The 24,015-nt window shown below is 57.2% G+C and carries 29 protein-coding genes; 9 read left to right on the plus strand and 20 right to left on the minus strand.

What is annotated here, in order from left to right; translation table 11 throughout:
* Window positions 1–138 precede the first annotated feature (138 nt).
* From Q8N00_12530 to Q8N00_12540, 3 genes are all read right to left on the minus strand, one after another.
* A complete protein-coding gene (locus Q8N00_12530; GenBank protein ID MDP2383618.1) occupies window positions 139–924 on the minus strand; it encodes a hypothetical protein in 786 nt (261 codons plus the stop codon).
* Between the two features lie 2 nt (window positions 925–926).
* On the minus strand, window positions 927–1,154 hold the full coding sequence (locus Q8N00_12535; protein MDP2383619.1) for a hypothetical protein: 228 nt from the start codon (window positions 1,152–1,154) through the stop codon (window positions 927–929).
* A 62-nt stretch (window positions 1,155–1,216) separates the two neighbouring features.
* Window positions 1,217–2,248 carry a GntG family PLP-dependent aldolase gene (locus Q8N00_12540; protein MDP2383620.1) on the minus strand — a complete coding sequence of 344 codons (1,032 nt, stop codon included), beginning with the start codon at window positions 2,246–2,248 and terminating at the stop codon, window positions 1,217–1,219.
* Window positions 2,249–2,346: 98 nt separating this feature from the next.
* Here Q8N00_12540 and Q8N00_12545 point away from each other — a divergent pair, with 98 nt between their 5' ends.
* From Q8N00_12545 to Q8N00_12555, 3 genes are all read left to right on the plus strand, one after another.
* Window positions 2,347–3,636: an MFS transporter gene (locus Q8N00_12545; protein MDP2383621.1), complete on the plus strand. Its 1,290-nt coding sequence runs from the start codon at window positions 2,347–2,349 to the stop codon at window positions 3,634–3,636.
* Between the two features lie 97 nt (window positions 3,637–3,733).
* The gene (locus tag Q8N00_12550; GenBank protein MDP2383622.1) at window positions 3,734–5,098 is read left to right on the plus strand and encodes a glutamate-5-semialdehyde dehydrogenase; all 1,365 of its coding nucleotides are present in this window, start codon (window positions 3,734–3,736) and stop codon (window positions 5,096–5,098) included.
* 138 nt (window positions 5,099–5,236) lie between these two features.
* Complete coding sequence (locus Q8N00_12555) at window positions 5,237–6,421, plus strand: methyltransferase domain-containing protein (GenBank protein MDP2383623.1); 1,185 nt, start codon at window positions 5,237–5,239, stop codon at window positions 6,419–6,421.
* Window positions 6,422–6,506: 85 nt separating this feature from the next.
* On the opposite strand, the gene Q8N00_12560 is transcribed toward Q8N00_12555, so the two are convergent.
* From Q8N00_12560 to Q8N00_12630, 15 genes are all read right to left on the minus strand, one after another.
* Window positions 6,507–6,767: a type II toxin-antitoxin system RelE/ParE family toxin gene (locus tag Q8N00_12560; GenBank protein MDP2383624.1), complete on the minus strand. Its 261-nt coding sequence runs from the start codon at window positions 6,765–6,767 to the stop codon at window positions 6,507–6,509.
* Between the two features lie 9 nt (window positions 6,768–6,776).
* On the minus strand, window positions 6,777–7,031 hold the full coding sequence (locus tag Q8N00_12565) for a prevent-host-death family protein (GenBank protein ID MDP2383625.1): 255 nt from the start codon (window positions 7,029–7,031) through the stop codon (window positions 6,777–6,779).
* 558 nt (window positions 7,032–7,589) lie between these two features.
* The gene (locus Q8N00_12570) at window positions 7,590–7,766 is read right to left on the minus strand and encodes a hypothetical protein (protein ID MDP2383626.1); all 177 of its coding nucleotides are present in this window, start codon (window positions 7,764–7,766) and stop codon (window positions 7,590–7,592) included.
* A 122-nt stretch (window positions 7,767–7,888) separates the two neighbouring features.
* Window positions 7,889–8,284, minus strand: a complete 396-nt coding sequence (locus Q8N00_12575) for a translation initiation factor (GenBank protein ID MDP2383627.1) — start codon at window positions 8,282–8,284, stop codon at window positions 7,889–7,891.
* Between the two features lie 13 nt (window positions 8,285–8,297).
* On the minus strand, window positions 8,298–8,858 hold the full coding sequence (locus Q8N00_12580; protein MDP2383628.1) for a YaeQ family protein: 561 nt from the start codon (window positions 8,856–8,858) through the stop codon (window positions 8,298–8,300).
* A gap of 59 nt (window positions 8,859–8,917) precedes the next feature.
* Window positions 8,918–9,151: a VF530 family protein gene (locus Q8N00_12585; protein MDP2383629.1), complete on the minus strand. Its 234-nt coding sequence runs from the start codon at window positions 9,149–9,151 to the stop codon at window positions 8,918–8,920.
* A gap of 10 nt (window positions 9,152–9,161) precedes the next feature.
* The gene (ychF, locus tag Q8N00_12590) at window positions 9,162–10,253 is read right to left on the minus strand and encodes a redox-regulated ATPase YchF (GenBank protein MDP2383630.1); all 1,092 of its coding nucleotides are present in this window, start codon (window positions 10,251–10,253) and stop codon (window positions 9,162–9,164) included.
* Window positions 10,254–10,465: 212 nt separating this feature from the next.
* A complete protein-coding gene (locus Q8N00_12595) occupies window positions 10,466–11,689 on the minus strand; it encodes a hypothetical protein (protein MDP2383631.1) in 1,224 nt (407 codons plus the stop codon).
* Window positions 11,690–12,186: 497 nt separating this feature from the next.
* Entirely contained in the window at window positions 12,187–12,684 is a 498-nt protein-coding gene (locus Q8N00_12600) for a hypothetical protein (GenBank protein MDP2383632.1), read from the minus strand.
* 649 nt (window positions 12,685–13,333) lie between these two features.
* Window positions 13,334–13,975 carry a class II aldolase/adducin family protein gene (locus tag Q8N00_12605; protein MDP2383633.1) on the minus strand — a complete coding sequence of 214 codons (642 nt, stop codon included), beginning with the start codon at window positions 13,973–13,975 and terminating at the stop codon, window positions 13,334–13,336.
* Window positions 13,976–14,533: 558 nt separating this feature from the next.
* Window positions 14,534–14,839 carry a hypothetical protein gene (locus Q8N00_12610; GenBank protein ID MDP2383634.1) on the minus strand — a complete coding sequence of 102 codons (306 nt, stop codon included), beginning with the start codon at window positions 14,837–14,839 and terminating at the stop codon, window positions 14,534–14,536.
* A gap of 218 nt (window positions 14,840–15,057) precedes the next feature.
* A complete protein-coding gene (locus Q8N00_12615; GenBank protein MDP2383635.1) occupies window positions 15,058–16,257 on the minus strand; it encodes an MFS transporter in 1,200 nt (399 codons plus the stop codon).
* 545 nt (window positions 16,258–16,802) lie between these two features.
* Entirely contained in the window at window positions 16,803–17,132 is a 330-nt protein-coding gene (locus tag Q8N00_12620; protein ID MDP2383636.1) for a YajD family HNH nuclease, read from the minus strand.
* A gap of 137 nt (window positions 17,133–17,269) precedes the next feature.
* Window positions 17,270–17,611 carry a hypothetical protein gene (locus Q8N00_12625; protein MDP2383637.1) on the minus strand — a complete coding sequence of 114 codons (342 nt, stop codon included), beginning with the start codon at window positions 17,609–17,611 and terminating at the stop codon, window positions 17,270–17,272.
* A 69-nt stretch (window positions 17,612–17,680) separates the two neighbouring features.
* A complete protein-coding gene (locus Q8N00_12630) occupies window positions 17,681–18,319 on the minus strand; it encodes an OmpA family protein (protein MDP2383638.1) in 639 nt (212 codons plus the stop codon).
* Between the two features lie 473 nt (window positions 18,320–18,792).
* Here Q8N00_12630 and Q8N00_12635 point away from each other — a divergent pair, with 473 nt between their 5' ends.
* Window positions 18,793–19,038, plus strand: coding sequence for a DUF2630 family protein (locus tag Q8N00_12635; protein MDP2383639.1), 246 nt, complete (start codon window positions 18,793–18,795; stop codon window positions 19,036–19,038).
* A gap of 195 nt (window positions 19,039–19,233) precedes the next feature.
* Window positions 19,234–20,355, plus strand: coding sequence for a class I SAM-dependent methyltransferase (locus tag Q8N00_12640; GenBank protein ID MDP2383640.1), 1,122 nt, complete (start codon window positions 19,234–19,236; stop codon window positions 20,353–20,355).
* Window positions 20,356–20,521: 166 nt separating this feature from the next.
* Here the strand turns inward: Q8N00_12640 and Q8N00_12645 are convergent, their stop codons facing one another.
* The gene (locus tag Q8N00_12645; GenBank protein ID MDP2383641.1) at window positions 20,522–20,710 is read right to left on the minus strand and encodes a hypothetical protein; all 189 of its coding nucleotides are present in this window, start codon (window positions 20,708–20,710) and stop codon (window positions 20,522–20,524) included.
* 137 nt (window positions 20,711–20,847) lie between these two features.
* Window positions 20,848–21,129: an antibiotic biosynthesis monooxygenase gene (locus tag Q8N00_12650; GenBank protein MDP2383642.1), complete on the minus strand. Its 282-nt coding sequence runs from the start codon at window positions 21,127–21,129 to the stop codon at window positions 20,848–20,850.
* 277 nt (window positions 21,130–21,406) lie between these two features.
* Here Q8N00_12650 and Q8N00_12655 point away from each other — a divergent pair, with 277 nt between their 5' ends.
* The 4 genes from Q8N00_12655 (at window position 21,407) to Q8N00_12670 (ending at window position 23,871) form a co-directional block, all read left to right on the plus strand.
* Window positions 21,407–21,661 (plus strand): DUF2024 family protein, encoded by a 255-nt coding sequence (locus tag Q8N00_12655; protein MDP2383643.1) that lies wholly within the window; start codon window positions 21,407–21,409, stop codon window positions 21,659–21,661.
* A 13-nt stretch (window positions 21,662–21,674) separates the two neighbouring features.
* Window positions 21,675–22,343, plus strand: coding sequence for a MarR family winged helix-turn-helix transcriptional regulator (locus Q8N00_12660; GenBank protein MDP2383644.1), 669 nt, complete (start codon window positions 21,675–21,677; stop codon window positions 22,341–22,343).
* Between the two features lie 33 nt (window positions 22,344–22,376).
* Complete coding sequence (locus Q8N00_12665) at window positions 22,377–22,820, plus strand: group 1 truncated hemoglobin (GenBank protein MDP2383645.1); 444 nt, start codon at window positions 22,377–22,379, stop codon at window positions 22,818–22,820.
* A 241-nt stretch (window positions 22,821–23,061) separates the two neighbouring features.
* The gene (locus Q8N00_12670) at window positions 23,062–23,871 is read left to right on the plus strand and encodes an MOSC domain-containing protein (protein MDP2383646.1); all 810 of its coding nucleotides are present in this window, start codon (window positions 23,062–23,064) and stop codon (window positions 23,869–23,871) included.
* Window positions 23,872–24,015 lie beyond the last annotated feature (144 nt).

A 24,015-nucleotide genomic window follows, 5' to 3' on the forward strand; every position in this document is an offset into this window, starting at 1 on the left:
TCCTTCTGGTGCGGTCATGACTGGACGATATCACGCGATCACGATCCCACAAAGAGCCTGTTCTCTGTTCAGGCTTGTATAGGATGGAGAGCGGACGAGCCTCGTTAGGCGGCAGTCTGATAATTGATCCGCAGCCTGTCAGTCGATTCTGGCAGGATTCGGGACGTCCTTAAAGAGGATATCGGCTAGATCGCGGCCTAAGTTGAGCCGCTCGGGCAGCGTCGCGGCTGTGAGAAACCGTCCAGCCAGGTCACCCAATGTGGCATCGCGGGAGGCGATGAACTTCGGCGCCTCGACCGGCGCAGTCAACCAGAAGCCCCGAAGTCTGAAAAACGCGTTAATGATGTCTTCGAAAAATAACGAGAGAATATATTGCGAGGTTGCCGGCTTATCGGCCAAGTCTCGCGCTTTTCCCAGCCAATGGAAACATTCTGCCTTCATGCGAATCTGTTCATTGATGCTGACGGCGGGAGGGCCTTGCCGGAATCGTTGGTTGGCCCGTTCGAGGAGTTTGGCACCGATGCCCTCGTGATCGAAGAGGATACGGGCTTTTCGTAGCAGAGAGGGGAGGCGCGGGGAATAGTGGAGATCTTCTTCAAGCTCCTGATGCCCGCGATAGCGGATGTCGGCCAGACGATCGGCGACACGGACGATCTCATGGCCGTCGGCCTGTCCTTTCACGAGCGCGATGAGATCGATGTCGCTGTGAGTCGTGATGGCGCGCCGTACGCTGGACCCCACGAGGATCACACTGACGAGATCGCCTCCGCGGCGACCGCGGACATGGCGCAAGGCTACCGTGACGAGCTCTTCGAATCCCGGTTCGGTGATGGGGTCAGGTTGTTCCGGCGGTTCCGGCATGGCCAGCAGTTCGGCGTTCAACTCTTCTGACGTCGGAGCGGGATGGGTGACGGGGCTATCCATGATTAGACTTTCTGTGCGAGCTGAATATGTTTCGGGAGCGATCCCAGCCAGTCCTCGAACGGTTCGTCCGCATCGACGATGATTTCTAATTTCCCATTGGTCAATCGCCGGACCACACCAGGGCTTTCCGGGGATAAGGGGATTTCAACCCATTCGCGGTTCAGGCCGAGCGAGTCGGTAATCTCAAGGATCCGGCCGATCTGTTTGAACGACACAACCTCTAGTGGCATTGGTGCTCCATGATCTGCGGCATTCTAGATTTCGGTGGGCGAGGAGTCAATGAGCGAGCGATTCAGTCTCCCAACAGGCGGGCCACGATTTCGCCGGCCTGTTCGGTCATGGCGGTGGAGATACCCAGATGGGTGACGGCCCGAAACTTCGTGCCACCCACCGCATTGATCAAGAGCTCTTCCTCTTTCAGAGCGGCGACGATCGCAGGGGCCGTGAGGCGGTGGCCGACGACCTCAAACATGACGATATTCGTCTCGACATCCTGAGGGTTGACCTTGACAGTCGGAATCCGTTGCAGTCGCCGCGCCAATTGTTTGGCGTGAACATGGTCCGTTTTCAACCGTGCGACATGGTGTTCCAATGCATAGATCCCTGCGGCGGCCAGGATGCCGGATTGCCGCATGGCGCCGCCGTACATCCGGCGAAGCCGCTTCGCCCGTTCGAAGAGGGCGAGATCGTTCATCATGAGCAGTGAACCGGCCGGCGCACCCAAGCCTTTCGAGAGACAGACCGACAGGGTGTCGAAGTGCTGGGCATAGGAGGCTGGTGGCAAGGTGGTGGCCGCGATGGCGTTGAATAACCGTGCACCGTCCAAATGCATCGGGATGCCATGGGTGGCCGCCACCGCGCGAATACGTTCAATCGTCGCCAGCGGATAAATCGTTCCACCGCCACTGTTATGGGTGTTCTCCAGGCAGATCAGCCCTGTTTGAATGGTATGCGGGTCTGAGGGGCGGATAGCTGCCTCAACCTGCTCCGCTGAGATGAGCCCTCGAGTTCCCGCGACCCAATGGAGTTGGACGCCTGCCAGTGCTCCGGCGGCGCCCTGCTCGTAGCGGACGATATGTGCGGTCTGCTCCACGATGACCTCTTGGCCCGGTTGCGTGTGGAGGCGAATGGCGAGTTGATTGCCCATGGTGCCGGACGGCACGAAGAGCGCGGCCTTTTTCCCGAACATGGCGGCCGCCATGTCCTGGAGGCGATTGACGGTAGGATCTTCTCCGTACACGTCGTCTCCTACCTCAGCCGCGGCCATGGCTTTTCGCATGGCGTCGGTGGGTTTAGTGACGGTATCGCTGCGTAGGTCGATCATGACAGGTTCGTGAACATGGTATGAGGTCGTTCGTTTGGCGCATTCTAGCAAATTTTCTCCTTGCGTGGGAGAGGTTCTCACGGCAGGATGCCCATCCTATGGCGTGGCTTCGAGATGTGCTTCCCTCGGTGACCGATGCAGAACCGGACGAAGCCGTCCCGGTGGGCTGGGCCTTCCTCTATTTTTTCTGCCTCCTCTGCGGGTACTACATCCTGCGGCCTGTACGCGATGAGATGGCGATCCAGGGAGGTGTGCAGCACCTGCCCTGGATGATGACCGCCACCTTCGTCACTCTTCTATTGGTGACGCCCCTGTTCGGATGGCTCTCCGCCCGCGCCCCGCGATATCGGTTGTTGCTGACGGTGTACGCATTTTTCGGCCTCAACTTGATCTTGTTTTTTGTGGCGATGACGAGCCACCTGTCTCCCCAGTGGGCCGCCCGCACATTCTTCGTCTGGCTATCCGTGTTCAATCTGTTCGTCGTGTCGGTATTCTGGAGTTTCATGGCCGATCTGTTTACGCCGACGCAAGGCGTCAGGCTGTTCGGCGTGATTGCCGCCGGCGGCAGCATCGGCGCGATGGTCGGTCCGCTACTCACGACCGGACTCACCTTCGTCGTCCCGGTTCCCGCATTGCTGCTTATCTCGGTCGGATTTCTGGTGGCCTGCGGGTTCTGTATTTACCGGCTGGATCGATGGGCGATGGCGCGACCTTCTGGTCAGATCAGTCGGCAGGGTGAACCGATTGGCGGGAGTATCTGGGCGGGGGTCAGGTTGGCGCTCTCGTCGCCCTATCTTCTGGGCATCTGTCTCTATCTGTTGTTGCTGACGACGACCGCGACGTTCTTGTATCTGGAGCAAATGCGGTTGGTCAGTGAGCAGATTCCCTCCCCGCAAGGTCGTACCCGCTTGTTTGCGCTTATCGATTTGGTTGTGAACGTGTTGACGTTCCTCGTTCAGATGACCGTCACGAGCCGTATGATCAGTCGGTTTGGGTTGGTCTCGGCGCTTGTCGTACTTCCCGTTGCAAGCGCCGTGGGGTTTAGCCTGATTGCCGTCATGCCGTTCCTCGTCACCTTTGTGCTCTTTACTATCGTGCGGCGAGTCGGGGAATATGCCATCGCCAAGCCTGCTCGCGAGGTGTTGTTTACCGTGGTGAGTCGGGAGGAGAAGTATAAGGCCAAGAACTTTATCGATACCGCGGTTTCGCGCGGAGGCGATGCGACGACGGGGTGGATGGTGAGCGGGGTGAAAGCCTTGGGTGTCACGGCGGGGCAGATGGCATGGGTTCTGGTCCCGCTGGCTCTGTTCTGGGGATGGGTCGGCTGGCGCGTTGCCCGTGAGGAAGAGGGGCGAAGACTTCTGGCGATCTCGGGCGGTTCGGCCTAGTCCTGTTTACTGTCAGAAAAAACGCATGGTATAGTCGCTCGTTCGTTCAGCCGCATGGATCGTGTTGGGTCACGTTGTACGTCTCACGAGGTTTAAAATGCCAGAAGTTCCAGTTAAGCTTTACATCGATAAGATATTGAAAGAATGTCGTAATTCTGTTCGTCATCTTGCGTTGATCTCAGGCCCTGTAAAAGAAAAAGCGCTACGCGCAATGGCAGATCGATTGGCGGCTGACGAAGACATCATTCTGGCGGCCAACGAGAAAGATGTGGATGCGGTCGGGAAGTCTTTTGAAGCCGACGTCATGAAAGACCGGATGAAAGCGGCCGTCGCGCGCTTGCGTATGACGCCAGACGATATCAAGGACATGGTTGAGCGCCTTCGCATGATCGCAGACTTGCCCGACCCGGTCGGTGCCGTGACGTCTCGCTGGGAACGACCGGACGGGCTACAAGTCAGCCGTGTGCGCGTTCCGATCGGGGTGATCGGTGTCATCTCAGAGATGAGTCCACTCATTACGGTGGAATCGATTGCGCTCTGTTTCAAATCGGGCAATCTCTGTGTGTTTCGTGGCGCGCCGGAATGGGGTCTGACGCAACAGGCGATCGGGACGGGACTGCGCGAAGCTGCGGAAGCGAGTGGGGTGCCGGCCGGCGCATGGATCATCATCGACCGTCCGGAGAAAGAGGTGGCGGTCGAGTTGATCCGATCCGGCAAGAGTCTCGATGCGATTATCCCACGTGGCGGAGCCGGCCTCCGTAAAGCTGTGGTCGAACAGGCCAAGATGCCGGTGCTCTGCAACGATGGCGGACTCACGTATATGTATGTGGATGCCGACACCGATATGCCGATGGCGCAAAACGTGGCGATTAGTTCTAAAGTGCAGAAGGTGATTGCGTCGAACTCGATGGACACGCTGCTGGTGCAGCAGGTCATCGGGCGACAGTTTCTCCCCCCATTGATTAACCGCATGCTCGAAGAGTTCAAGGTCGAGGTCCGAGCCTGCCCCAAGACGATGGCTTTGATGGGGCAAATGGCGATGACCGGACATGCCTCCATCATCCCGGCTAAGGAGGAAGATTGGCAGACCCAATTCCAGGGGCCTGTGCTGGCGGTCAAAATGGTGGCGAACCTGGATGAGGCGTTGGCGCATATCGTGGCGCATGGCCCCTGTCTCACTGCCGTAATCGCGACGACGAGTTATGAGTCGGCCATGCGGTTCACGCGCGAAGTGGATGCCAGCGCCGTCTTCGTGAATGCGTCGTCCCGTCTCAATGCCGGCGACAGCTACGGGATGGGCGCCGATATCGGGCTCAGTGGCTCGCGCCTCCATGCCAAGGGGCCGATCGGGCTTGAGCAATTGACCTGTGAAAAGTATGTGTCGTTCGGCTCAGGTCAGTTGCGTTTCCCGCACCCGGTGCCGGAAACATATTTTGACGCCATCATGCTGAAGAGACCGTAGGCGCCTGCTGAACAGGCTCTCCAGCTTCGTTCTCGGCTCATCGAAATCCTCAACGTACCCCAAGGGTACGCCTCCGGTTTCGACTCACCTGCGGCCTCGCTGGAATACTCGTTGCGCAGGCGGGCAGAGGCTGCAGTAATGACTAACGACTCACGGTTGCCATCGCTCCACTCACATCTGGCTTGGTGGGGTCTCCGGCAGTTTACGTCGGACGAGGCCTATTTCCAATGGCAGCGGGAGACGCTCTCTTCCGAAGACCTCACAACATTACATCGGCTGGTGGAGCAGAAGCGTCGTGGATCTGCTGCCGACGAGATCGCATTCTACGATGCCACGGCCCATCCGAATATCCTGCCGGTTCTGTATAGTCAACGGTACGATTATTATCTCGCCATCGGCCTTCGGGTCGCGGATCGCCTCGGCGAGGCCCGCTCCATCTTGGATGTGGGCTGTGGGGTCGGCATTCTCACGACGTTCTATGCGGAGCAGTACCCTGACAAGAGCTTCGTCGGAATCGATCGCTCGCCTGTCTCGATTGCTCGCGCACGAGAACGAGCGCAGGCGCTGGGGCTGACCAATGTGCGGTTCGACTGTCTCGATCTCGATCACACCGATTCTAATCCCTCCTATGATCTGATCCTTGCCACGCATGCTCTGGTGCAGGCCGAACAGGACCCTGGTCTTCCCAGTCGCAGTTGGAACACCTTCGAACGTGTCAGCGAGAGTCAGCCGCAGGCAGCCTTTGAGGGGCGAACAGGAATCGGTGCGAGGCTTGATTGTCTGAGTGCACGGCTTTCGATCAATGGGCGCATGATCCTATTTGAGAAAACCAGACAGCTGGCGAGGCGAATCCCGTTGCAACGGGCTGTGGCTGCACGAGGGTTTGATCTGATCGAGCCGCCTGAATTGATTCGTTACCGACTCGTCGAGGAAGTTGCCGACGATGGCCCTCTGTACCTGTTGGGGAGGGGAATATCGCATCCCCTTCATTGGGATGAATCCCCAGAACCAGACGAAGGTTGTCCGTTCGATCGAGCGAAGCTGGAATCAGGCTTAGCCGATCCTGGCGCGCCGCTCTATGAGAACCATTGGCCTTCTGCACAGATGGTCTGGGAGCAATTACGCGAGAAGAAGGTTCTTCGCGAGACCACGAGGCAGGAGCCGGACGGACGTCAACTGCATGTCGAGCTTGGGCAGGCATTGGAGGGAGTGTATCTCTATTGCGCCAACACCTTGGATCAACGCCAGTTGGTGCTTGTTGAGCCAGCCAGCAAGGCCATGTTGGAATCGTACTATCGAGAGATTGCCCGCGGCGAGCCTTAGCAGGATGCGTTCATCGGCTGCGGTCTTGTTGGAAGGTTTTTTGAGCATCCGCTGGAATGTGCGCATGCAGGTGAGCCAGATTCGTTCAGGACCGAGGGACGGCTGTCCGCACGCTATGCTTGATGGCGAGCACGAGGAGATTATTATCGCGGATTGCGTAGATAATCCGATAGTCGCCATCGCGGACTCGATAGAGATGGTCTTCGCCTTCGAGCGTGGTGACGCCTGGGGCGCGCGGATGATTCTTAATGGCATTGAACCATTTTACGAGGGCCTTCCGAAGCGGCTTTTCAACTGCTCTGAGTTGTTGTTCGGCTGGTGGGGCAAGGAGAATGGTGGCGATCATCTGGTACTATCAGAGTCCTAATTCTTTCAGAATCGCATCGAGCGACTGAGCGCCCTTCTTGTTGGCCTGGGCTAACGCGGCTCGGGCATCGACAAGATCGATACGGTTTTCGAGCGCCTCCAGGAGTCGCAGGTCCTCGATGGGTACGACCGCGGCGACCGCTCGGCCACGTCGGCGCAGCAGCACACGTTCGCTGCTGAAAGCGGCACGGTTGATCGCATCGGCAAACGCCTCACGCTCTTTATTGCCTTCTGGATTTCCCATCACGCTCCTCCGGATGTATCCTGCTGTCGGATGGACAGATTCTTCGAGTCATGCAAGCTGTACAGGGGGCAGGAAGCGAAGTCAACCGACGAGAGCAGGTCGCGGCCCTATTCCAATTTTTTTGTAATTGGGGTATGAAGAGGGGGTGGCGATTGCATCGCGGTCCCACATGACTCATCCACATATTAGAGGAGAGACTCCATGGCTAAGGGCATGACGCAGAAGAAAAATACCAAGAAGAAACCTGCCACGACGGTGAAGGAAAAACGCGCCGCTAAGGTTGCCAAGAGGAAGTAAGACCGTCTGCGTTTCGTCCGTCCTGGCCGAAGCCACACACGCTGCGCCCATCGGTGTGCGTTAGCAACATGCCGGCGCACGTCGATGGTTGCGCGCTAGTCATCATTCCTTCAGTGTAGAATCCTGTCTTCAAGACCGCACCAGGCAAGGCTTCAGCTGACAGAAGTATTATTGCCGCCGTTGACTGGAGGAGAACGTCGGGCCCGAGGGATGACTATTGGGTTTAATCTCCTTGAAGGGCAGCGCGAGATGATGCCCCGATCACTTTTTCCGGTAGACGTTCAGTCCGACTTTTTCTTCACGGTCAGGAATGGTCACATTCCCCTCTGTTGAGGCGATGATGATCGTCTTCCCTGAAGCCGATGGTCCGAACTCTTTGGACAGGTCGACTTTGATGGTCAATATGGTTCCTGCAATGGTCATCTCGACGTTTTTCATGCGGTGGCCTTTCAGTGATGGATCAAGCGAGAGAATGCGCTGTCAGAATAATAGTGCATCCTGTACCGCGGACGGGGGAGGAAGTCAATTGTGACGCGCCGCAGGCCGTCTCTGCTAGACGCTTATCCTCCCGCACACACCGGGCGAAATCCGGCATTGGTTAAGATGCGGGAGACAATGTCCCGTTGATCCCCTTGCACTTCGATCCGGCCCTCCTTCACCGTGCCTCCGGCGCCACAAGCTTTCTGCATGTCTTTCGCAAGGGCCTCTTTTTCGGCCAGACTGATGCCGGTGAAACCCGTGACGACCGTTACGGTCTTCCCGCCTCGGTGTGCGGTCTGGCGAATGATATCCACCCGCCCACGGCTTTTCTTCGGTGAGGGCGGCGCTACCTCGCCAGTTGTGACTGAGGTCTTGCCTTCTGGAGCCAGAGGGAGGTCCATGCTCTTCAGGGTTGCAAATGGACTCTTCCAGGGGATGGGTTCACCAGTGGTAGGAAGGCGTTTCCTGTCTTTCATCGCGATACCCGCATTATCGTCCAGATGGTGTGGCAGGCTGTTTCAGCAGCGTCAATTCCATTTGCACATTGTGCTCTCCATCCGCCATCCAGATCTGTCCTTCTTGAATGGTGCATTGCAGTTGCATGCTGGGCATGGCCAGTTGAGCTAAGGCACGGCTCCCGTCGAGCGGAAGGTTCATCACGGTCAGATTCGTCAACCGTTCAAGGGTGGCCAGATTTTTCTCCCACCATTGATCGGCGCCACGTCCGCCATAGGTATAGAGGTAGACCTGCTTTGCGCGGCCGCAAGCTTGGCGAATGGATTTTTCATCCGGCTGGCCCACCTCGATCCAGAGGTCGATGGCGCCCGTCAAATCCTTGAGCCAGAGTGCAGGCTCTTCCTCGGTACTCACCCCACGGCCAAACGACAAGGCCTCATGCCCATGGAGGGCAAAGGCGAGCAGGCGCACCATCATGCGTTCGTCGGTTTCGGATGGATGGCGTGCCAGGGTCAGCGCATGGTCCTCATAGTACTGGCGGTCCATGTCGGAGATTTGCAGCGTCGCTTTATAAATGGTGGCGTTCGAGGCCATGGAGTGGTGGATCCTCTGTTTATCGAGCGATACGAGTCGAAGGAGCCGGCAGCAGTCGTTCACATATCTTTATACGCGATATACCAGCCTTCAACTCGCTCTCGTGCCCAGGGCGTTTTCCGAAGAAAGGTGAGGCTGGATTTCACGCTAGGGTCGTGGAGAAAACACCGGATCGGGACGCGTTTCCCCATTTCAGCCCAGCCATACTTCTCGATTAACTCCGTAATGATGGTTTCGAGCGTGATCCCGTGCAAGGGATCGCGGGGATGCGTGATAGGAGGTGGCTGGCTCATGGAGCGAAAGTTAGACGTTGAAGCGGAAGTGCATAACGTCGCCGTTCTGAACCACGTATTCCTTGCCTTCCAGCCGCATCTTCCCTTTTTCTTTCGCGCCCGCTTCGCCCTTGCAGGCGATGAAGTCGTCGTAGCCGATCACTTCTGCGCGGATGAAGCCTTTCTCGAAATCGCCGTGGATGACGCCGGCCGCTTGTGGGGCCGTATCGCCGATATGAATGGTCCAGGCACGGACTTCTTTCACGCCAGCGGTAAAGTAGGTTTGCAGACCCAATAATTGATAGGCCGCGCGAATTAGTCGGTTGAGCCCCGGCTCGGCCATACCGGCATCGGTCAGGAATTCCAGCTTCTCTTCGTCCGACAGCCCGGAGATTTCCGACTCCAGCGCTGCGCAAATGGCGACGACCGGCGCCCCTTCGCGCACGGCGAATTCTTCCATACGGGTGAGGAGGGGATTATTGGCGAATCCCTTTTCCGCTACATTGGCCACGTACATGACGGGCTTGATGGTGAGGAGACAGAGCGGTTTCAGCAAGGCCATCTGTGCCGCATCCAGCTTCATCGTGCGGGCCGGCTTGCCCTGGTTCAAGCAGATCGCGACTTGTTCCAGGATTTCGCCCAGCTTCACGGCATCTTTGTTGCCGGCGCGCACGAGTTTTACGTTTTTCTCCTGCGCCTTTTCCACGGTGGTCAGGTCTGCCAGCGCGAGTTCTGTCACGATGGTCGCAATGTCGGAAATCGGATCGACCTTGCCGGCCACGTGCACCACGTTATCGTCTTCAAAACAGCGCACGACATTCACGATCCCGTCGGTTTCACGAATGTTGGCCAGGAACTGGTTGCCCAAGCCTTCACCCTTCGAGGCTCCGGCGACCAGACCGGCGATGTCGACAAACTCGGTGGTGGCATATTGCATTCTCTGAGGGGTGACGATATCGGCGAGCGCCTGCATCCGCGCATCCGGCACTTCCACAATACCGACGTTCGGCTCGATGGTGCAGAAGGGATAGTTCTCTGCTGCGATCCCTGACTTGGTCAGGGCATTGAAGAGGGTAGACTTCCCCACGTTGGGCAGCCCGACGATTCCGCATTTCACACTCATGGTAGTTCCTTCATATTCATGGCGATGCCGTTTGTTCTATGACCATTTCCAACGTGCCGTAAGGCGGAGAGGGGAAGGAAAGGGGGTGGCGCATTCTACTGTTTCAAGGGGAGTCCGGTCCACCCCTCTCTGTCCGTATGCGGAGCAGCCCGTTTGGCGGGGTCGGGGTGATCAGGCGAGCGGAACCGGTGGCGCAGGGTTTTGCCGGCAGCCTAGAGGGTGGCGACTACAATGCGTATTAAGCCTGAGATATCATTGCCGTCGGTGGAGGGTGTGACATGGTTCGTGATGCGTTGATAGCCTGCTTCAAGAGAGATCAACGTGGTGCCCTCCGGTGAACCCTGGAAGTTCCAGGCGAGTATCCCTTTTCCGCCCACTTGTTCTGTATCAATCAGCCCGTCGCTCGACCGCGTCCCGGCGTAGTTGCCCATGGCACTGATCAAGAGGCGCTGGCTTTGCCTGTATTGCATCGCGACCGATGCTGAAGGTGAAAGGATCCGGACGCCTGACCAGTCCTGTATCTCTTCTCGATACCCTAGTCCTGGAGAAATCGTCAGGGTGTTCACCGGCCGGAAGGCTGCTGTCACCATGTGCATTCTCACAGTGGTGTCGGTCCCACTGCGAAGAAGATCGTTTCCGAGGCTGTAACTTGAGGCGAGCCGCGCATTCCAGCTCATGCTGTTATAGGCGAGCGCACTTTCCAGCGTATGGGCCAGTGATCGCTGAGGAGCGATGTTGAGGGGCTCAAGTGCACTCGATAAGGAATTACGGGCGTAGGTCAGGGTGAACTCCGGTAGGTCTGGAGGCTTCCAGGCGAGACCGGCTCGTCCATAGGTCTGCTCCAGTTTGGCGCGGGTGGAGTCTCCATCCACATTGTTCCACTGTTGTCCGATCGTGCTCCGCAGTGTCGTCCGTCCGAACTTCCATTCCCCCCATAATTCACGCTGGGCTTGGTCCGGCCCGTTCAGGAAGGCTTGTCCGGCCGATCGGTATCTCATGCCATAACGGACTGGTCCGGTCGTGCCGGTCAGACCGAGCCGGACCATGCGTTGCGAGGTGTCGCGTGTGTCGCCGGGAATTCTGCTTTGAAGCCAACCGGCCCCTCCCTGACTCCTGGCCAACTCCGTCTCCGTTACGAAGGCCCCGTTTAGCCAGGTGGTTGAAGACAGGATTCCGTGTGTGCGGGGCTGGTTCGTCTCAGGAGCCAGGTCGCGGAGGCGGGAAGAGGCGACAGGCGGCGCAAAGTAGGTTGGGGTGAGGCTGCTTTGGTAGAGGGGAGGAACGGCTTGCTTTGAAGGGGCTTGTGCGACATGGTCACTGAAGATATCGGCCCAGCGCTGAGAGAGGGAATCCGCGATGGGCTCGTCGCCCGCCCGGGCCTGCGAAGCAAGCAGGACCAGTAACAGCGGCAGGGCTAAATGGCCGAAAGTGCGCATCGTTCACATGATCGGGTGGTCCGGATCACTATGAACTCTATCACTCAATGACTAGAGCGCAAGGTTTTGATCAAACAGTGCCAGGCAGGGTTGGATAAAGGGGCCATGGAATGAAGTCAGGGTGAACTATGGGGAATGGAAGAGGAATCTATCGGCAACGTGCACGTGTTTCCAAGGAAGAATGAGAGACGAAGGACTGCCCGATCGAAGAGAGCCGGATGGGCCGAGTCACCGCTCGCAGGGAAGGAGGGCAAAAGGCATCCTCCATCCAGAGGAGGTTCCTCATCAGATGATGGCCGTAGTGTCCCCTTCTCGATCTCGTACAAGTGGCGAAAGGTCGGTGCTTTGACGCCGGCCTGTCTCCTGATCCATGCCAGCTCAGAGGATGCGAAGAAGTGACGGGCATGGTCCAGTGAGGTTCATGCGGAGAAGTGAATGATGCGGTTGTCGGGTTATGCGCATAAAGAGTTGAGCTGTGGCCTTGTCTGCCTCAGCCATCAAGCCGAGGCCTTCGGTGCGGTGTGGCCGGACTCCGATCTTGTCAACGTATAGGGACCGCAGCTCACCTTTTCTGAACCGGTAGCGTAGTAGGCGATAACACCGTCGAACTTGTGGCCATCCCCAACCAGCTTAAAGGTATAGGTGCCGCGGGCTGTATTGGTCTGATCGCTGTGAACATAGGTGGCGGTTAGTAGGAGGTTCTTGAAGCTCCCCGTCACGTGAAAGACCTGTCCGACATCCGGTCCTGAGGTAGATGTGACCGTTGCGGCGATGTTATGTCCCTGCCGAGAAATGATCCAGACCCGCGTCACCTCTATTCCACTCACCTGCGCCGTTCCATACCACCGACCCTCGATTTTCACGTCGTGGTAGACCAGATTCTCGTACCATGGCAAGACGACTTTCACGGTAAATTGTCCGATGATCAGGACGATGCCTGACACAATGAGGCCGGTCAGGGCGCCGATGCCTATTGTCCATGTAATATGTTCCATCACAATTCCTCCGGACTTTCTTAAAGGCAGACCTGCAACAACGCTGCACGATCAGTATCTGAGGTGCAGAGGAGTGACTCCGCCTTCACTCGTGAGCGACAGGCCTCGTGAGACATTCAATCTCTGCGGGGTTTCCAGGGGGATATCCACGGTATGTGCCGTCGTGACGGCAGAGGGATGGTGAATCATTCCGTGTGACCCTGATGGACAGCTACTGTGGTCTCTGCCATGGCCTGTTCAGCCAGAGGGCATCAGCGAGGACACAAGCGAGAGTGACCAAGTAAACGGTCGACCCACGTAATATGCAGCACGTTCTCTTTCAAGCGGTCGAGCGTGGGACGGCTGAGTGTTTTTGCCGCAACTTTGTCGCCATCTATCGGGTTCGTGACGGATTCTACACTGGAGTCTATTCGATCTCCAGGGGAATGGCAGCATGACGTGATGATGACTTTGAAGCAGGGGCCAGTTGAGTCTGTGTGAGGAAATCAGTCAGAGGCTGGATGCTATGCGGTCGTACCGGAGGTTCGTGGCGATTGAAAATCTGTTCAATGGCGCTGCCAGCAGTTCCATCCCTCATGCGTCAGTAGACGACTGATGAAGCCGGTGGGAGGATCGTCTTGTGTCGGGCCACGGAATCAAGGTCGGCTTCTTAGGCGGCGCGAGAGCGATTTCTCTGCATCGTCTTGCTCACGCCGCTCTTGAGCACAATTTCGCAAATGTGATCGAGCCGCTCGATATGTTCGTAAGCGGACCATGGATCTCTCGCAACCGCACAGACGCCATGGTTGGCCTGCCCCACGATATCGAAGGCAAGAGCCCCGTCATGTTCGAGGCCGAAACATGCAGCCGTGGTGTCCGCCAATTCACGCGATAAGGCCGGCAATGCGGGCACCGTCGGTCCCACCCTGGTATAGCGAGAGATTTCAGGAAATTCTGCGCTGATGGCCTGCAGGTCGAAGCCTGCATAGATGGCGGCCACGATGTGCGTAGCATGGACATGCACGACCGTCCTGGTTTTTGCCGTATCGCGCTGCAAGTTCCAATGCATCCAGAGCTCTCCGGATGGTTGCTGCCCGTCCTGCACCATGGGAACGAGTTCGCCCGTCAGTGAGTCTTTTACAATCTCGAGCCGCACGACATGCTCCGGATGTACGATGGTCTTCCGCCATCCGGAGGGGGTAATGAAGAGATGCGTTCCCTCTCGTTTCCGCAGGCTAATATTCCCGTCTCTCGTCGTAATCCAGCCGCGCTCGTACACGCGCCTCATGACATCGCCGATGGCTGTCAGCATGTTCGCTCCATAGAGAGGTGACTTCTACGAGCACGTATCGGCATGTTTCGTCATGCACTTGAGTGCTGAAGGGCATGAGGCGATGGGCTGCGCGCGTCATGTTCGCTTCCGCTTGTCTGTCTTGAGGTTCGCTCTGGCATACGTGCCTCGTGTGCGGCGAGGGATAGGAGCGAGGACCCAGCGTGCGCCTTAGCGCTGAAGCATGGCGAGGAGAAGGCGTCCACTAGGGTCGTCCTGTGAGGGCTGGATGCGTTGAAGCCCAAGGCGTATTCCCGGCGGGATTAGGGTAAGGGTGACTTCAAAGCCCTCTTCTGTTCTGGCATGCTCAACCGGGTTGCCTGTAGTCATGGGGGCGCACCTAATGCGGGAGTCGGTTCTGCCTCAGTCTCGACATCGCCCACCCATACGAGAAGCCGCTGGTGTCCACAGGCATGGTGCATTCAACAGTCGAAGGTACGTAAACGTCTCTCCCGAATCGATCAATCGCATAGCCGGGGCTGATGTGCAGAGATCTGCCGACAAATAGTTTCCGGTAGGTCTCGCGGGAGCTGGCCGAGACTATGCGAGCTGAGTGCAGGGCCAGGAGAAGACCCGGATGGCTGGTTTGACCCAGCCTGAATGTTGCAGGGTTTCTGCGCACCAGGCCTTGACTGCGCCGGCGACCTTGTCACGTTGAGCTGGTTCGAGCGAGACCAGGATGACACTGTTTATTCCAGGATAATACGAGATCCCCTCCGCCGGCCCTGATTGTCCCGTCCCGACGGTTTCGGGAATTTCTGTGTAGGCCATGACCTCGCACGTCCGCAATAATTCTTGCACGCGATCTTTCAGTGACGTACGAAACACGATCATCAGCATGTCCATGGGTGACCTCGCAAAAGGTGAGGGGCGACTATATCAGCATTTCGATCGATCTCGGAAGGCGTAGGGGAACGTCGCGCGGCTGGTGTCTCTAGGTTTTTGGTGTATCGGGTATCTCTTGTTGCGCAAAACCAAAAAACTAGAACGACCAGATAAACGACATGAACCAGACCCAGATCCCCGCCACATGCCGCGACACACAGGATCAGAAGAACTGAGGCTCAATCTTTGTTTTTGAGTCGGTACAGGGTGAGGCCTATGAGCGCGACCGCGCAAAACCAGGCCCCCGCATAGAATGTGATGGGTGCGCCAAACTGGTCCCACAAGAGTCCTGCCAGCACGCTGGCAATCAGCATAGCCAGGCCGCTTGCGAGGCTGAAGGCGCCATAGGCCGTCCCTCGAAGATCGGCTGGCGCCGTGGCTGTGACCATCGTGGCGAGTAAGCCTTGCGTCATACCCATATGAAGGCCCCACAAGCCGACGCCCAATAGGACCATGCTCCAGTGATTGCTCGTAGCCAAGACCACATCGGCCGCAATCAGCACGAGAAGACCGAGTGTGAGCAGCCTCATGTGACTCATCTGATCGGAGAGCTTGCCGAAAGGATAAGCCGATAGGGCGTAAATCAGATTCATGGCCACCATGACCAACGGAACCAGGGCAATGGGAATTCCCCCTTGCTGCGCGCGGAGGACCAGAAAGGCTTCACTGAACCGGGCCAGCGTGAAGATGGCTCCGATGCCGACCACCCACCAATAGGCTGGCCGCAGCCGGGTCAGATTGTCCCATCGGATGGGATTCTTTCGCGTGGCGGTCTGTCGATGCTCAGGTTCATGGATCCCAAATAACAAGAGCGCTACGGCCATGAATCCCGGCAACACTGCTACCCAGAAAATGGCCCTGAAATCATTGGCCCACAATAGCATCAACGCGACCGCAAGCAGGGGGCCGAGGAATGCCCCCACCGTATCGAGCGACTGCCGCAAGCCGAACGCGGCACCCCGGAGATGTGGTGGCGCGAGGTCGGCCACCAATGCATCCCGTGGTGCGCCGCGCACACCTTTTCCGATTCTGTCCAGCAGGCGAGCGGCCAAGACCAGGCCAACTCCCGAGGCGACAGCAAAGAGAGGCTTGGTACATGCGCCCAGGGTGTAACCGAACAAGGCGAGCCCCTTTCGCTTGCCCCAATAGTCGCTCAGTGTGCCGGAAAAGACTTTGACGACCAGCGCCAGAGATTCGGCAAGCCCTTCAACAAGGCCGACCGCCAACGTGCTGGTCCCCAGCACCGTGACCATGAACAATGGCAGCAGGCTATGGATCATTTCCGACGAGATGTCCATGAGCAAGCTGACGAAGCCCAATACCCAGATCCCCGAGGGGATCTGGCGCAGGGAATGCTCAACCTGTGACTCACCCTTCATCGTTCAGACCTTCTATGAGATCCATATGCGGCTCGACGATACATCACGAAGGGGTTTCTGTCCTGGCTTCATATCATGGACATCGTGGGTGGGCTAGAGTACGCCGCCATGTTTCCTGGTTTCCAACAAGTTCGTGAAATAGAAGAAGCGACGGGCATTGTCCAGTGAGAACCATGCTGAGGAGTGGACGACGGTGTTGCATCGTTGTCGTGTCGAAGAAGCTGATAGCAGATTTCCCCTGCTTGCTTTCTGATGTCTACCGCTTGATCAAAGATGGATTTTCATGCTGGATAGGCCTTGACCCCTTGAATGATCAATGCATGAGGCAGGCCAACTCCAAGTGCTGGTTACTGAAACAGTCTTACGGACTGAGTCTCTTGCGGGCCAGTGTACTGCATCATCGGAGACTGATCCAACATTTTGTCGATGATCCAGGAGCCTTGTGTGAGGGGGTAGGCGAGTGTCGCTGATTTGTGTATTTTATGCTGGTCTCGTGAGGATCGACAGCGGGGCAACCAGGGAAGTCTTATGAACTGGAAGACCGGCTATGTTTTGGGTTTGAACAGGTCTGCGAGATGGGCGAAGGGGGTGAAGGTCGAGGGCTGATCTGGCTTACGGGCCGGCGGCGCTTCAGCAAATGGGTCGGCCACCTGACTCCGCTGGTGTTCATTGTCGTGACAGTAGAGACAGAGTAATTCCCAGTTGCTCCCGTCAGGCGGATTGTAGTCGTGGTTATGATCCTTATGATGGACCGTGAGCTGGCTTAACTTCTTGCCGTCGAACTCGCGTCCGCAGTGCCCGCAAATCCACGGAAACAGTTTGAGAGCCTGCTCACGATAGTTCTGCTTCTGCGGACTTTGGTTGCCTGGAGCCATGCGACCCTCCCGGAGGACGTCCCTCCGTTACAGCAAAATTCTATTACGAGAGAGGTGGGAAGGTCTACCCGTATGCCGCAACCTGTGTGATGGCACGATTAGATTTGCCCGCATGTTACAGCTGCGGAAGGTTGAGCTCATCGCGTAGCGAGCATGAACAAGGCAATGCACAGGGCCACCACGGACAAGATCGTGGCGGCGAAACAAAGGAAGTACATCTGTTGATGCCTTCGCGCTGCAATCGAGGCTCCCTGCTCCATTGCCAGCAGGGCATGCTGGATCTGCTCCGCCAACTCCTTGATGTGGGCATCATTCTTCGATGTGGCAGCCTGAAGCTCTGTGATCTGTTGTTGAAGCAACTCCGGCTGATTTGTGGCAGTCGCAGCGCTTTTCCTGGTAAAAACGGGCGCAGCGGCGGACACGATCGTCCCGATGTGAGGGAGGACGGCTTTGACTAGGGGAAAGAGCCAGGCTGGCATGTGTCAGTCCTCACGATGAAGTTTGCTGCAGTTTGCCATGCAGTTGAGCAAGGCGGCCTTGTTCCTGAGCTAGGGGATGACGTTCGGGAGTGGGCCACGTGGGGGTGGCTCCTCAAATATGACGACCTCGACCCGTCGGTTTCTGGCACGGCCCTCCTCCGTGGCATTGTCTGCGACCGGCCTGAATTTTCCGTATCCGACGACCTGGACACGAGCGGGGTCCACCAGCATCGCATCAATAATATATCGAGCCACGGTGGCGGCGCGCGCCGCCGACAGTTCCCAGTTCGTGTCGAATTTATCTTTCAGGCGGGGACCGATAGGACGATCGTCGGTATGGCCTTCGACTCTGATTCGATAGGTAGGGTGCTGCGCGAGGATCTCGACGATATCCTGAAGCCCGCTACGGTTCGTCGAGTCCAGATCATCCTCTCCGAATCCGAACAGCACCGCCCGTTTCAATTCGAGGCGGGTCAATTCCAGTAATCTCCCAGTCGCATCCTTATAGGCCGCGCGAACCGACTCGAGCTCTTGAGCGTCCTTGCGATGCTGCTCCGCGCTCTCGGCACGATCCCTGGCAGTGCGCTCATCATAGGCGTTACGCATCGCGGCAACTTTATCGTTGCACTCTTTCATGGAAATCATTGTGAGCGGTGGAGCGGTCGGGTCACTGGCACAGCCGATGAGGGTGAGTCCAACCATTGCCATGCTTGCAGTCCTGATCTGTGTGCGCCAGATCTCTCGAAACTTCGGAGCCATTCTGTCCTCCCTGGTTGCCCGGTTATTGGTGCTCGATTCTCATTGTTAAACCTCGCCACTGGCAACCCTGCGATCGTCAGGCAAGGCCTCTTGGATTCGAGCGTTGCGACAATCTGCGGCCTGGCCAACCGATCTGACTGGTCAGGCAGCATCAGTCCTAGAACCATGATGAACCCTGCCTGACCCTTACGCAATTCTGTTTGTCTAGGCCATGGGAGAGGCGATTCAGGCTGGATGACGCTCAACGACACCCATCTCTATGCTCTATGGAAACGTGCTCCGCGTGAAGGGAGGTCTGCTATCTCGTCTAGTGACCGACGCAGAGTCATTCTGTTGGCCGGAGCATCAATTGACCGCAGTTTCTCGTGGGCGTACCATTAGAGCCTGACCGTTCCATCACATCCGCATGGGAGGAGGCTCTCGTGGAGAATCACGTTGAAGATCAGCCGGTCCTCAATCATATTCAGCGCCTTGTCGCAGAGGAGCACCGGCTGTATGAGCAAGGGGCGCTCCCCAAAGCCGATCGGAAGCGCCTCGCGAACGTCCAGGTGGAGCTGGATCAATGCTGGGATCTTTTGCGCCAACGGCGCGCGCTGCGCGATGTTGGGCTTGATCCTGACGAAGCGGAAGTGCGCCCGCCGCAAGTCGTCGAGAACTATGAGCAGTAGGGATTCATCGGCAGCACGTGGGCGAGAGTCTCTATGTGCCGCATTTTCAGATGTGATTTGCTGACTGGACTGGCCGCCAGGCCATATGCCAGAACATCGACCTACTTACCGGTGGTCCTGGGGCTTCATCCACAGACGCAACATGAACGCAGAGATTGTCCCCCTACAAAGGATATGTGCCTATAAGGTGCGGTCATGACCGAGCCACCGTTGGTGAGTTGGGTCGAGGCTGGACAGGCCTGCTCTGCGCGCTGGCGATCGGAATGGGGATCCCCACCCCCTGCACGCCTGGTCGCCGCCAACGACAGCATGACGGCCGACGCCGCCTATCGGCTGGCTTGCGAGGGAACCGCGTTGCTCTGGCGGGGCGACTTCCAAAATGCACGACAGTTGCTGAATGCGATGGCGCGTCGAGTCGACCGCAATCCTCCCAAGCCAGGCTCGTCGCCGGCTGAGGGCTTTCATTTACATCGGCAGGCTCAGTCTCAGCGCGCCCGTACATTGGGCATGTTGCTGGTGGCGCTCGACGAGGGTTATGAGATTCGCCTGCGTCGTGCTCCAGATCTGGCCGTAGCGTGCACCGAAGCGTACGGCCCAAGCGAAGGACCGACCGTAGTGTCGCTGCGCGAATTGCTCGGGTTGGTTGGCGCGCATGAATGGCGGAAGAAAGGCATAGAGATTCCTGCACTCAGTGGCCGCATCCACCCCCACTATGGTGTGTTCTCACCGACTCGCGGCGAGTATGTGGGCCTGGTCGCCGAGGCGCCCTTACCACCCTGTACGCGGGCGTTCGATATCGGGACCGGAACCGGCGTATTGGCTGCGGTGCTGGCCCGCCGCGGCATCTCGCATATCGTGGCCACCGATCAAGATCCTCGCGCCCTGATCTGTGCGCGTGAGAATCTTGCGCGGCTGGGTTTCACGGAGCGAGTGGAGGTGGTGCAGGCGGATCTTTTTCCGGAGGGCCTGGCTCAGCTCATCCTGTGTAATCCACCGTGGGTTCCGGCCAGGCCCAGTTCTCCCATCGAACAGGCGATCTATGATTTTGAAAGCCGCATGCTGCGTGGATTCCTCAATGGTCTCGCGTCACATCTGGAGTCGGGAGGAGAAGGCTGGCTTTTGCTCTCGGATCTTGCCGAACATCTGGAGCTGCGGACACGGGCAGAGTTACTCGTGGTTATTGAGAACGCGGGGCTCAGGGTGATCGGTAAGATCGATGCCCGGCCGAGTCACCCTCGGGTCTCTGACCACACCGACCCGCTCCATGCTGCCCGTGCGGCGGAAGTCACATCTCTCTGGCGCCTCGGAGTTCGCTAATGTGTGGCTTCATTGTGGCGGATAGGAACATCATGACCGCGGAACAGTATTGTTGTCGATGGCGCATCCATCTCGACGGATGAGGCTGAGGTAAACGCTCACACGGAATCCTCGCGCCGGACTTCCGTCGATCGTTGCCTCCATCCTATTCCTATTCCAGTCAGTGTTAGCCCATCGCAGTCCATATTTTTAGTGCGTTCTCACCTGTAAATGTCATGTCATCCTGTGTCGTAGAACTGCGTTCGAAGTAGAGGTGCAGCAATCCCCCTCCAAAGTGAGCTTCTCGGACGAGATCAAGATTGATGGCCACTTCACCGTTCCGTTCCTCATCCTGCACTTTTACGAACCTCATCACGCGCACCTCCTTGGTTGTTGTACAGATTGTCTGTCGTCGAGAGACCGAACAGTCTCGCTTCGGTGAGAAGCGTCAGCGTGAAAATATTCGGCTAGCAAGCCTGAGTCAATAAGGGAAGTGGGCTTGCCATCTGAAGGCTAGAGCAGGCCGCGTTCTATCTCTTGCAGGTAGATGAATTCTGGCATTTTCACGCCCGCCTGTCTTCTGATCTCAATCAACTCCGGGGACTCGAAAAAACGACGGGCCTTGTCCAGTGAGGACCAGGCTGAGAAGTGGACGATGCGGTTGGCTTCGTTGTCGTATCGAAGTAATTGGTAGCTGATCTCCCCCGCACGCTTTCTGATGCCTGCTGCTTGGTCGAATACGGTTTTCCATGCCGGATAGGCTTCGACTTCATGAATGATCAAGACATGTGGCATGTGCGCTCCAAGAGTTGGTGGTATGGGCGATTCTCTTCAAGAGGTTCGTTTGAGATTGCCCTTGTAGCAGAGCGTGGAACCTCCGTACTCAGGGCCTTCAGTCTATATCAAAGTCGGAGTTGTTCGCATCAGGCAAGCAGAGATGTGCCGTCTCGTCCGGTTGGGTGCCGGGCGTTCTCTGTATCGGTCCGGAAGGCGCTTGACACGGAAGTGTTCCTATCTATATGGTATGGACTCCTGAATGATAAATAATTCACGATGTCAGAGGGAGGCTGGGATGGATACGGTGAAGGTGTTCGATGTGTGGGTGGAGGTGCCGGGAAAGACCCTGCATTTTGATGTCATGACCGGCGACCAAAGTACTGCGCTCAGGTTGGCCAGTGAGTATCTGAAGGTGCAGGGATATGAGGCGGTCTCTGTGACGGCGGAGGAATGCCGCTTGTGTCACCAGGAGCCGCTGGCCATGTTCACGGAGCATCAGCAGCAGGAGTACCGGCAGTTGGGCGGATTCATCGTGCCGTTATCGGTATAGAAAGGGGGCGGCGATGGGCACAGAGCTACCCCTGCAGGGGGAGAAGTCAGCCGTCGATCATATTACGGTCGGACTGACCAAGATCGCGACGGCCTTACGAAGCCAAGCCTGGGAAGGAGGTACGGCGCGAAAGCTCACGCCGACGCAAGGGCAAATTCTTAGATTTCTGGCTGATCGTGAAGCCCAACCCGTTCGGCTGAATGACGTCGCGACAGAGTTATGTCTGACGGCGGCTACGGCCAGCGAAGCGGTCATGACCCTCGTGGAGAAGCAGCTCGTGCACAAAGCTCGATCGGCGGAAGATCAGCGGGTTCTCGTCATCACGCTCACGGCAGCAGGTAGACGAGAAGCACAGCGCGTCTCAGGATGGACCCAGGTTGTCCAAGCTGGAGTGAAGAGTCTGACGTCTGACGAGCAAGCGGTGTTCTTACGGGGCCTCACTAAAGTGATTCACTCCCTGCAAGAGCAAGGGACGATCTCGGTCGTGCGGATGTGCGCCGGCTGCACCTATTTTCAACCACATGTCCATACTGATGCCGCGAAACCGCATCATTGTGGATTGATAAACAGGGCGATCGGTGAAGGCCAGTTGCGGCTCGATTGTCCGGAATTTATACCAGGGGCTGAGATCGAACAGGCCCGTCGATGGGAGAAGTTTCTGGGGAGCAGGGAGGGGCGGTAAGCCCTATGTATTATCAATATAAGGAGGACGGTAATGATGCAGAGGAATGTAGTGAGCCTGATGATCATGAGTCTGGTGCTGATGGCTGGATCGGTGCAGGCTGCTGATGGAACCAAGGGGAAGTCGTTGTATGACCGGTTAGGTGGCAAGGGGGCAATCACGGCCGTGGTGGAGACGTTCGTCGGCAATGTCGGTGGAGATACGCGCATCAACGGGTTCTTCGGGAACACGGACCTCACAAAACTGAAGATTCACCTCGTCAACCAGATTTGTGAAGCGAGTGGCGGACCCTGCACGTATACCGGGCGGACGATGAAGCAGACGCATGCCGGGATGGGGGTGCATGATGCGGCATTTGGCGCTCTGGTCGAAGACCTGGTGGCTGCCTTGGATCATCACAAGGTCGGCAAGGCAGAGAAAGATGAATTGTTGGGCGTACTTGGTCCGATGAAGAGCGATATCGTCGAGAAGAAGTAGTCTTCACTTGGCGGGGGCGCCACGATGTGACGTCCCTGCATCAGTATTATGTCGATACAGCATTTGGCGGACGACAATGAGCGCCAGACCGACGATTCCCGTATGCCGATCTGGTGGCGCAACGATACCGCTTGATTGGCAGGAGATGGAGGCAGATCGTTTCGTGAGTGAACAGCCCTTCGCGCCGAGCCACTATCGAGTTGAATGGTACGATCGACAGCTATAGGAGGCAGGAGTCAAAATGGGGAAGAGTTTACAGGTTGGGTCGGTCCATGAACTATGGCGGTATCCCGTGAAGTCGATGTTGGGAGAGAAATTGGACAAGGCAGCCGTGACTGAGCGAGGCGTGCAGGGCGATCGAGTATTGGCTTTGATCGACATCGAAACGGGACATGTCGTGAGTGCGAAGAATTCCCGGCGGTGGCCCAGCATGTTCGCGTTTCAGGCTCACCTTGTTCCTGGATCCCCGATGCGTGTGGACGTCACGCTGTCCGATGGACAGGTTATCTCGGAATCCACGGGCAATATGGATGCCATTCTATCGGAGCGACTTGGGCGAAAAGTCCGGCTCACCAGCAATCCTCCGGCCCATCCTGTGCTCGAACAATACTCTCCCAATCTGGAAGGCCTACCGGGGCGAGACACTGAGACGACGGTGAAAATGTTGCCTGCATCATTCTTTGATGAGGCGCCAGTCCATCTTCTGACGACATCCACACTTCACGCTCTCCAATCGTGCTACCCGAATGGGCGTTTTGACACGCAGCGGTTCCGGCCGAATGTGGTCATTGATGCGGGAATTTCGGTGTCAGGATTTCTGGAAAACGACTGGAATGGGCGTATTGTGACGATCGGTCCCCAGGTTCGTTTGGCGGTCACCAGCCTCTGTTCGCGCTGTGTGATGACGACACTACCTCAACAGGGCTTGCCTCAAGATCTCGCGATTCTTCGGACGGTCGTTCAGCATAATCGCGGTATGGTAGGTGTGTTGGCAACAGTTGTTACGCCTGGATCTGTCTGCGCCGGGGATACTGTGGATCTTGAGGAGTAGGTTGACCTAGCTCTTCCTCCGATAATCGGCGCGCATAGGACGGTAGGTTCTTTTTTCAAGTTAGACGCACTCCCCAGGGATCGCTGTAACTCTGGACCGCAGGAGTGGACGTAACTCCCGATCGAACCAGGGAGTCTGGCGTAG

The organism is Nitrospirota bacterium (assembly GCA_030684575.1).
GTDB lineage: Bacteria > Nitrospirota > Nitrospiria > Nitrospirales > Nitrospiraceae > Palsa-1315.

Bases quoted from the DNA above. Each gene is read 5' to 3' on its own strand.
- Q8N00_12570 (MDP2383626.1), bottom strand. From the start codon at position 7,766: ATGAAAAACGTCGAGATGACCATTGCAGGAACCATATTGACCATCAAA.
- Q8N00_12550 (MDP2383622.1), top strand. From the start codon at position 3,734: ATGCCAGAAGTTCCAGTTAAGCTTTACATCGATAAGATATTGAAAGAA.
- Q8N00_12640 (MDP2383640.1), top strand. From the start codon at position 19,234: ATGACCGAGCCACCGTTGGTGAGTTGGGTCGAGGCTGGACAGGCCTGC.
- Q8N00_12650 (MDP2383642.1), bottom strand. From the start codon at position 21,129: ATGCCACATGTCTTGATCATTCATGAAGTCGAAGCCTATCCGGCATGG.
- ychF (MDP2383630.1), bottom strand. From the start codon at position 10,253: ATGAGTGTGAAATGCGGAATCGTCGGGCTGCCCAACGTGGGGAAGTCT.
- Q8N00_12620 (MDP2383636.1), bottom strand. From the start codon at position 17,132: ATGGCTCCAGGCAACCAAAGTCCGCAGAAGCAGAACTATCGTGAGCAG.
- Q8N00_12600 (MDP2383632.1), bottom strand. From the start codon at position 12,684: ATGGAACATATTACATGGACAATAGGCATCGGCGCCCTGACCGGCCTC.
- Q8N00_12575 (MDP2383627.1), bottom strand. From the start codon at position 8,284: ATGAAAGACAGGAAACGCCTTCCTACCACTGGTGAACCCATCCCCTGG.
- Q8N00_12625 (MDP2383637.1), bottom strand. From the start codon at position 17,611: ATGCCAGCCTGGCTCTTTCCCCTAGTCAAAGCCGTCCTCCCTCACATC.
- Q8N00_12595 (MDP2383631.1), bottom strand. From the start codon at position 11,689: ATGCGCACTTTCGGCCATTTAGCCCTGCCGCTGTTACTGGTCCTGCTT.
- Q8N00_12555 (MDP2383623.1), top strand. From the start codon at position 5,237: ATGACTAACGACTCACGGTTGCCATCGCTCCACTCACATCTGGCTTGG.
- Q8N00_12610 (MDP2383634.1), bottom strand. From the start codon at position 14,839: ATGGACATGCTGATGATCGTGTTTCGTACGTCACTGAAAGATCGCGTG.
- Q8N00_12545 (MDP2383621.1), top strand. From the start codon at position 2,347: ATGGCGTGGCTTCGAGATGTGCTTCCCTCGGTGACCGATGCAGAACCG.
- Q8N00_12560 (MDP2383624.1), bottom strand. From the start codon at position 6,767: ATGATCGCCACCATTCTCCTTGCCCCACCAGCCGAACAACAACTCAGA.
- Q8N00_12540 (MDP2383620.1), bottom strand. From the start codon at position 2,248: ATGATCGACCTACGCAGCGATACCGTCACTAAACCCACCGACGCCATG.
- Q8N00_12670 (MDP2383646.1), top strand. From the start codon at position 23,062: ATGGGGAAGAGTTTACAGGTTGGGTCGGTCCATGAACTATGGCGGTAT.
- Q8N00_12530 (MDP2383618.1), bottom strand. From the start codon at position 924: ATGGATAGCCCCGTCACCCATCCCGCTCCGACGTCAGAAGAGTTGAAC.
- Q8N00_12565 (MDP2383625.1), bottom strand. From the start codon at position 7,031: ATGGGAAATCCAGAAGGCAATAAAGAGCGTGAGGCGTTTGCCGATGCG.
- Q8N00_12605 (MDP2383633.1), bottom strand. From the start codon at position 13,975: ATGCTGACAGCCATCGGCGATGTCATGAGGCGCGTGTACGAGCGCGGC.
- Q8N00_12630 (MDP2383638.1), bottom strand. From the start codon at position 18,319: ATGGCAATGGTTGGACTCACCCTCATCGGCTGTGCCAGTGACCCGACC.
- Q8N00_12585 (MDP2383629.1), bottom strand. From the start codon at position 9,151: ATGAGCCAGCCACCTCCTATCACGCATCCCCGCGATCCCTTGCACGGG.
- Q8N00_12660 (MDP2383644.1), top strand. From the start codon at position 21,675: ATGGGCACAGAGCTACCCCTGCAGGGGGAGAAGTCAGCCGTCGATCAT.
- Q8N00_12655 (MDP2383643.1), top strand. From the start codon at position 21,407: ATGGATACGGTGAAGGTGTTCGATGTGTGGGTGGAGGTGCCGGGAAAG.
- Q8N00_12580 (MDP2383628.1), bottom strand. From the start codon at position 8,858: ATGGCCTCGAACGCCACCATTTATAAAGCGACGCTGCAAATCTCCGAC.
- Q8N00_12535 (MDP2383619.1), bottom strand. From the start codon at position 1,154: ATGCCACTAGAGGTTGTGTCGTTCAAACAGATCGGCCGGATCCTTGAG.
- Q8N00_12615 (MDP2383635.1), bottom strand. From the start codon at position 16,257: ATGAAGGGTGAGTCACAGGTTGAGCATTCCCTGCGCCAGATCCCCTCG.
- Q8N00_12665 (MDP2383645.1), top strand. From the start codon at position 22,377: ATGATGCAGAGGAATGTAGTGAGCCTGATGATCATGAGTCTGGTGCTG.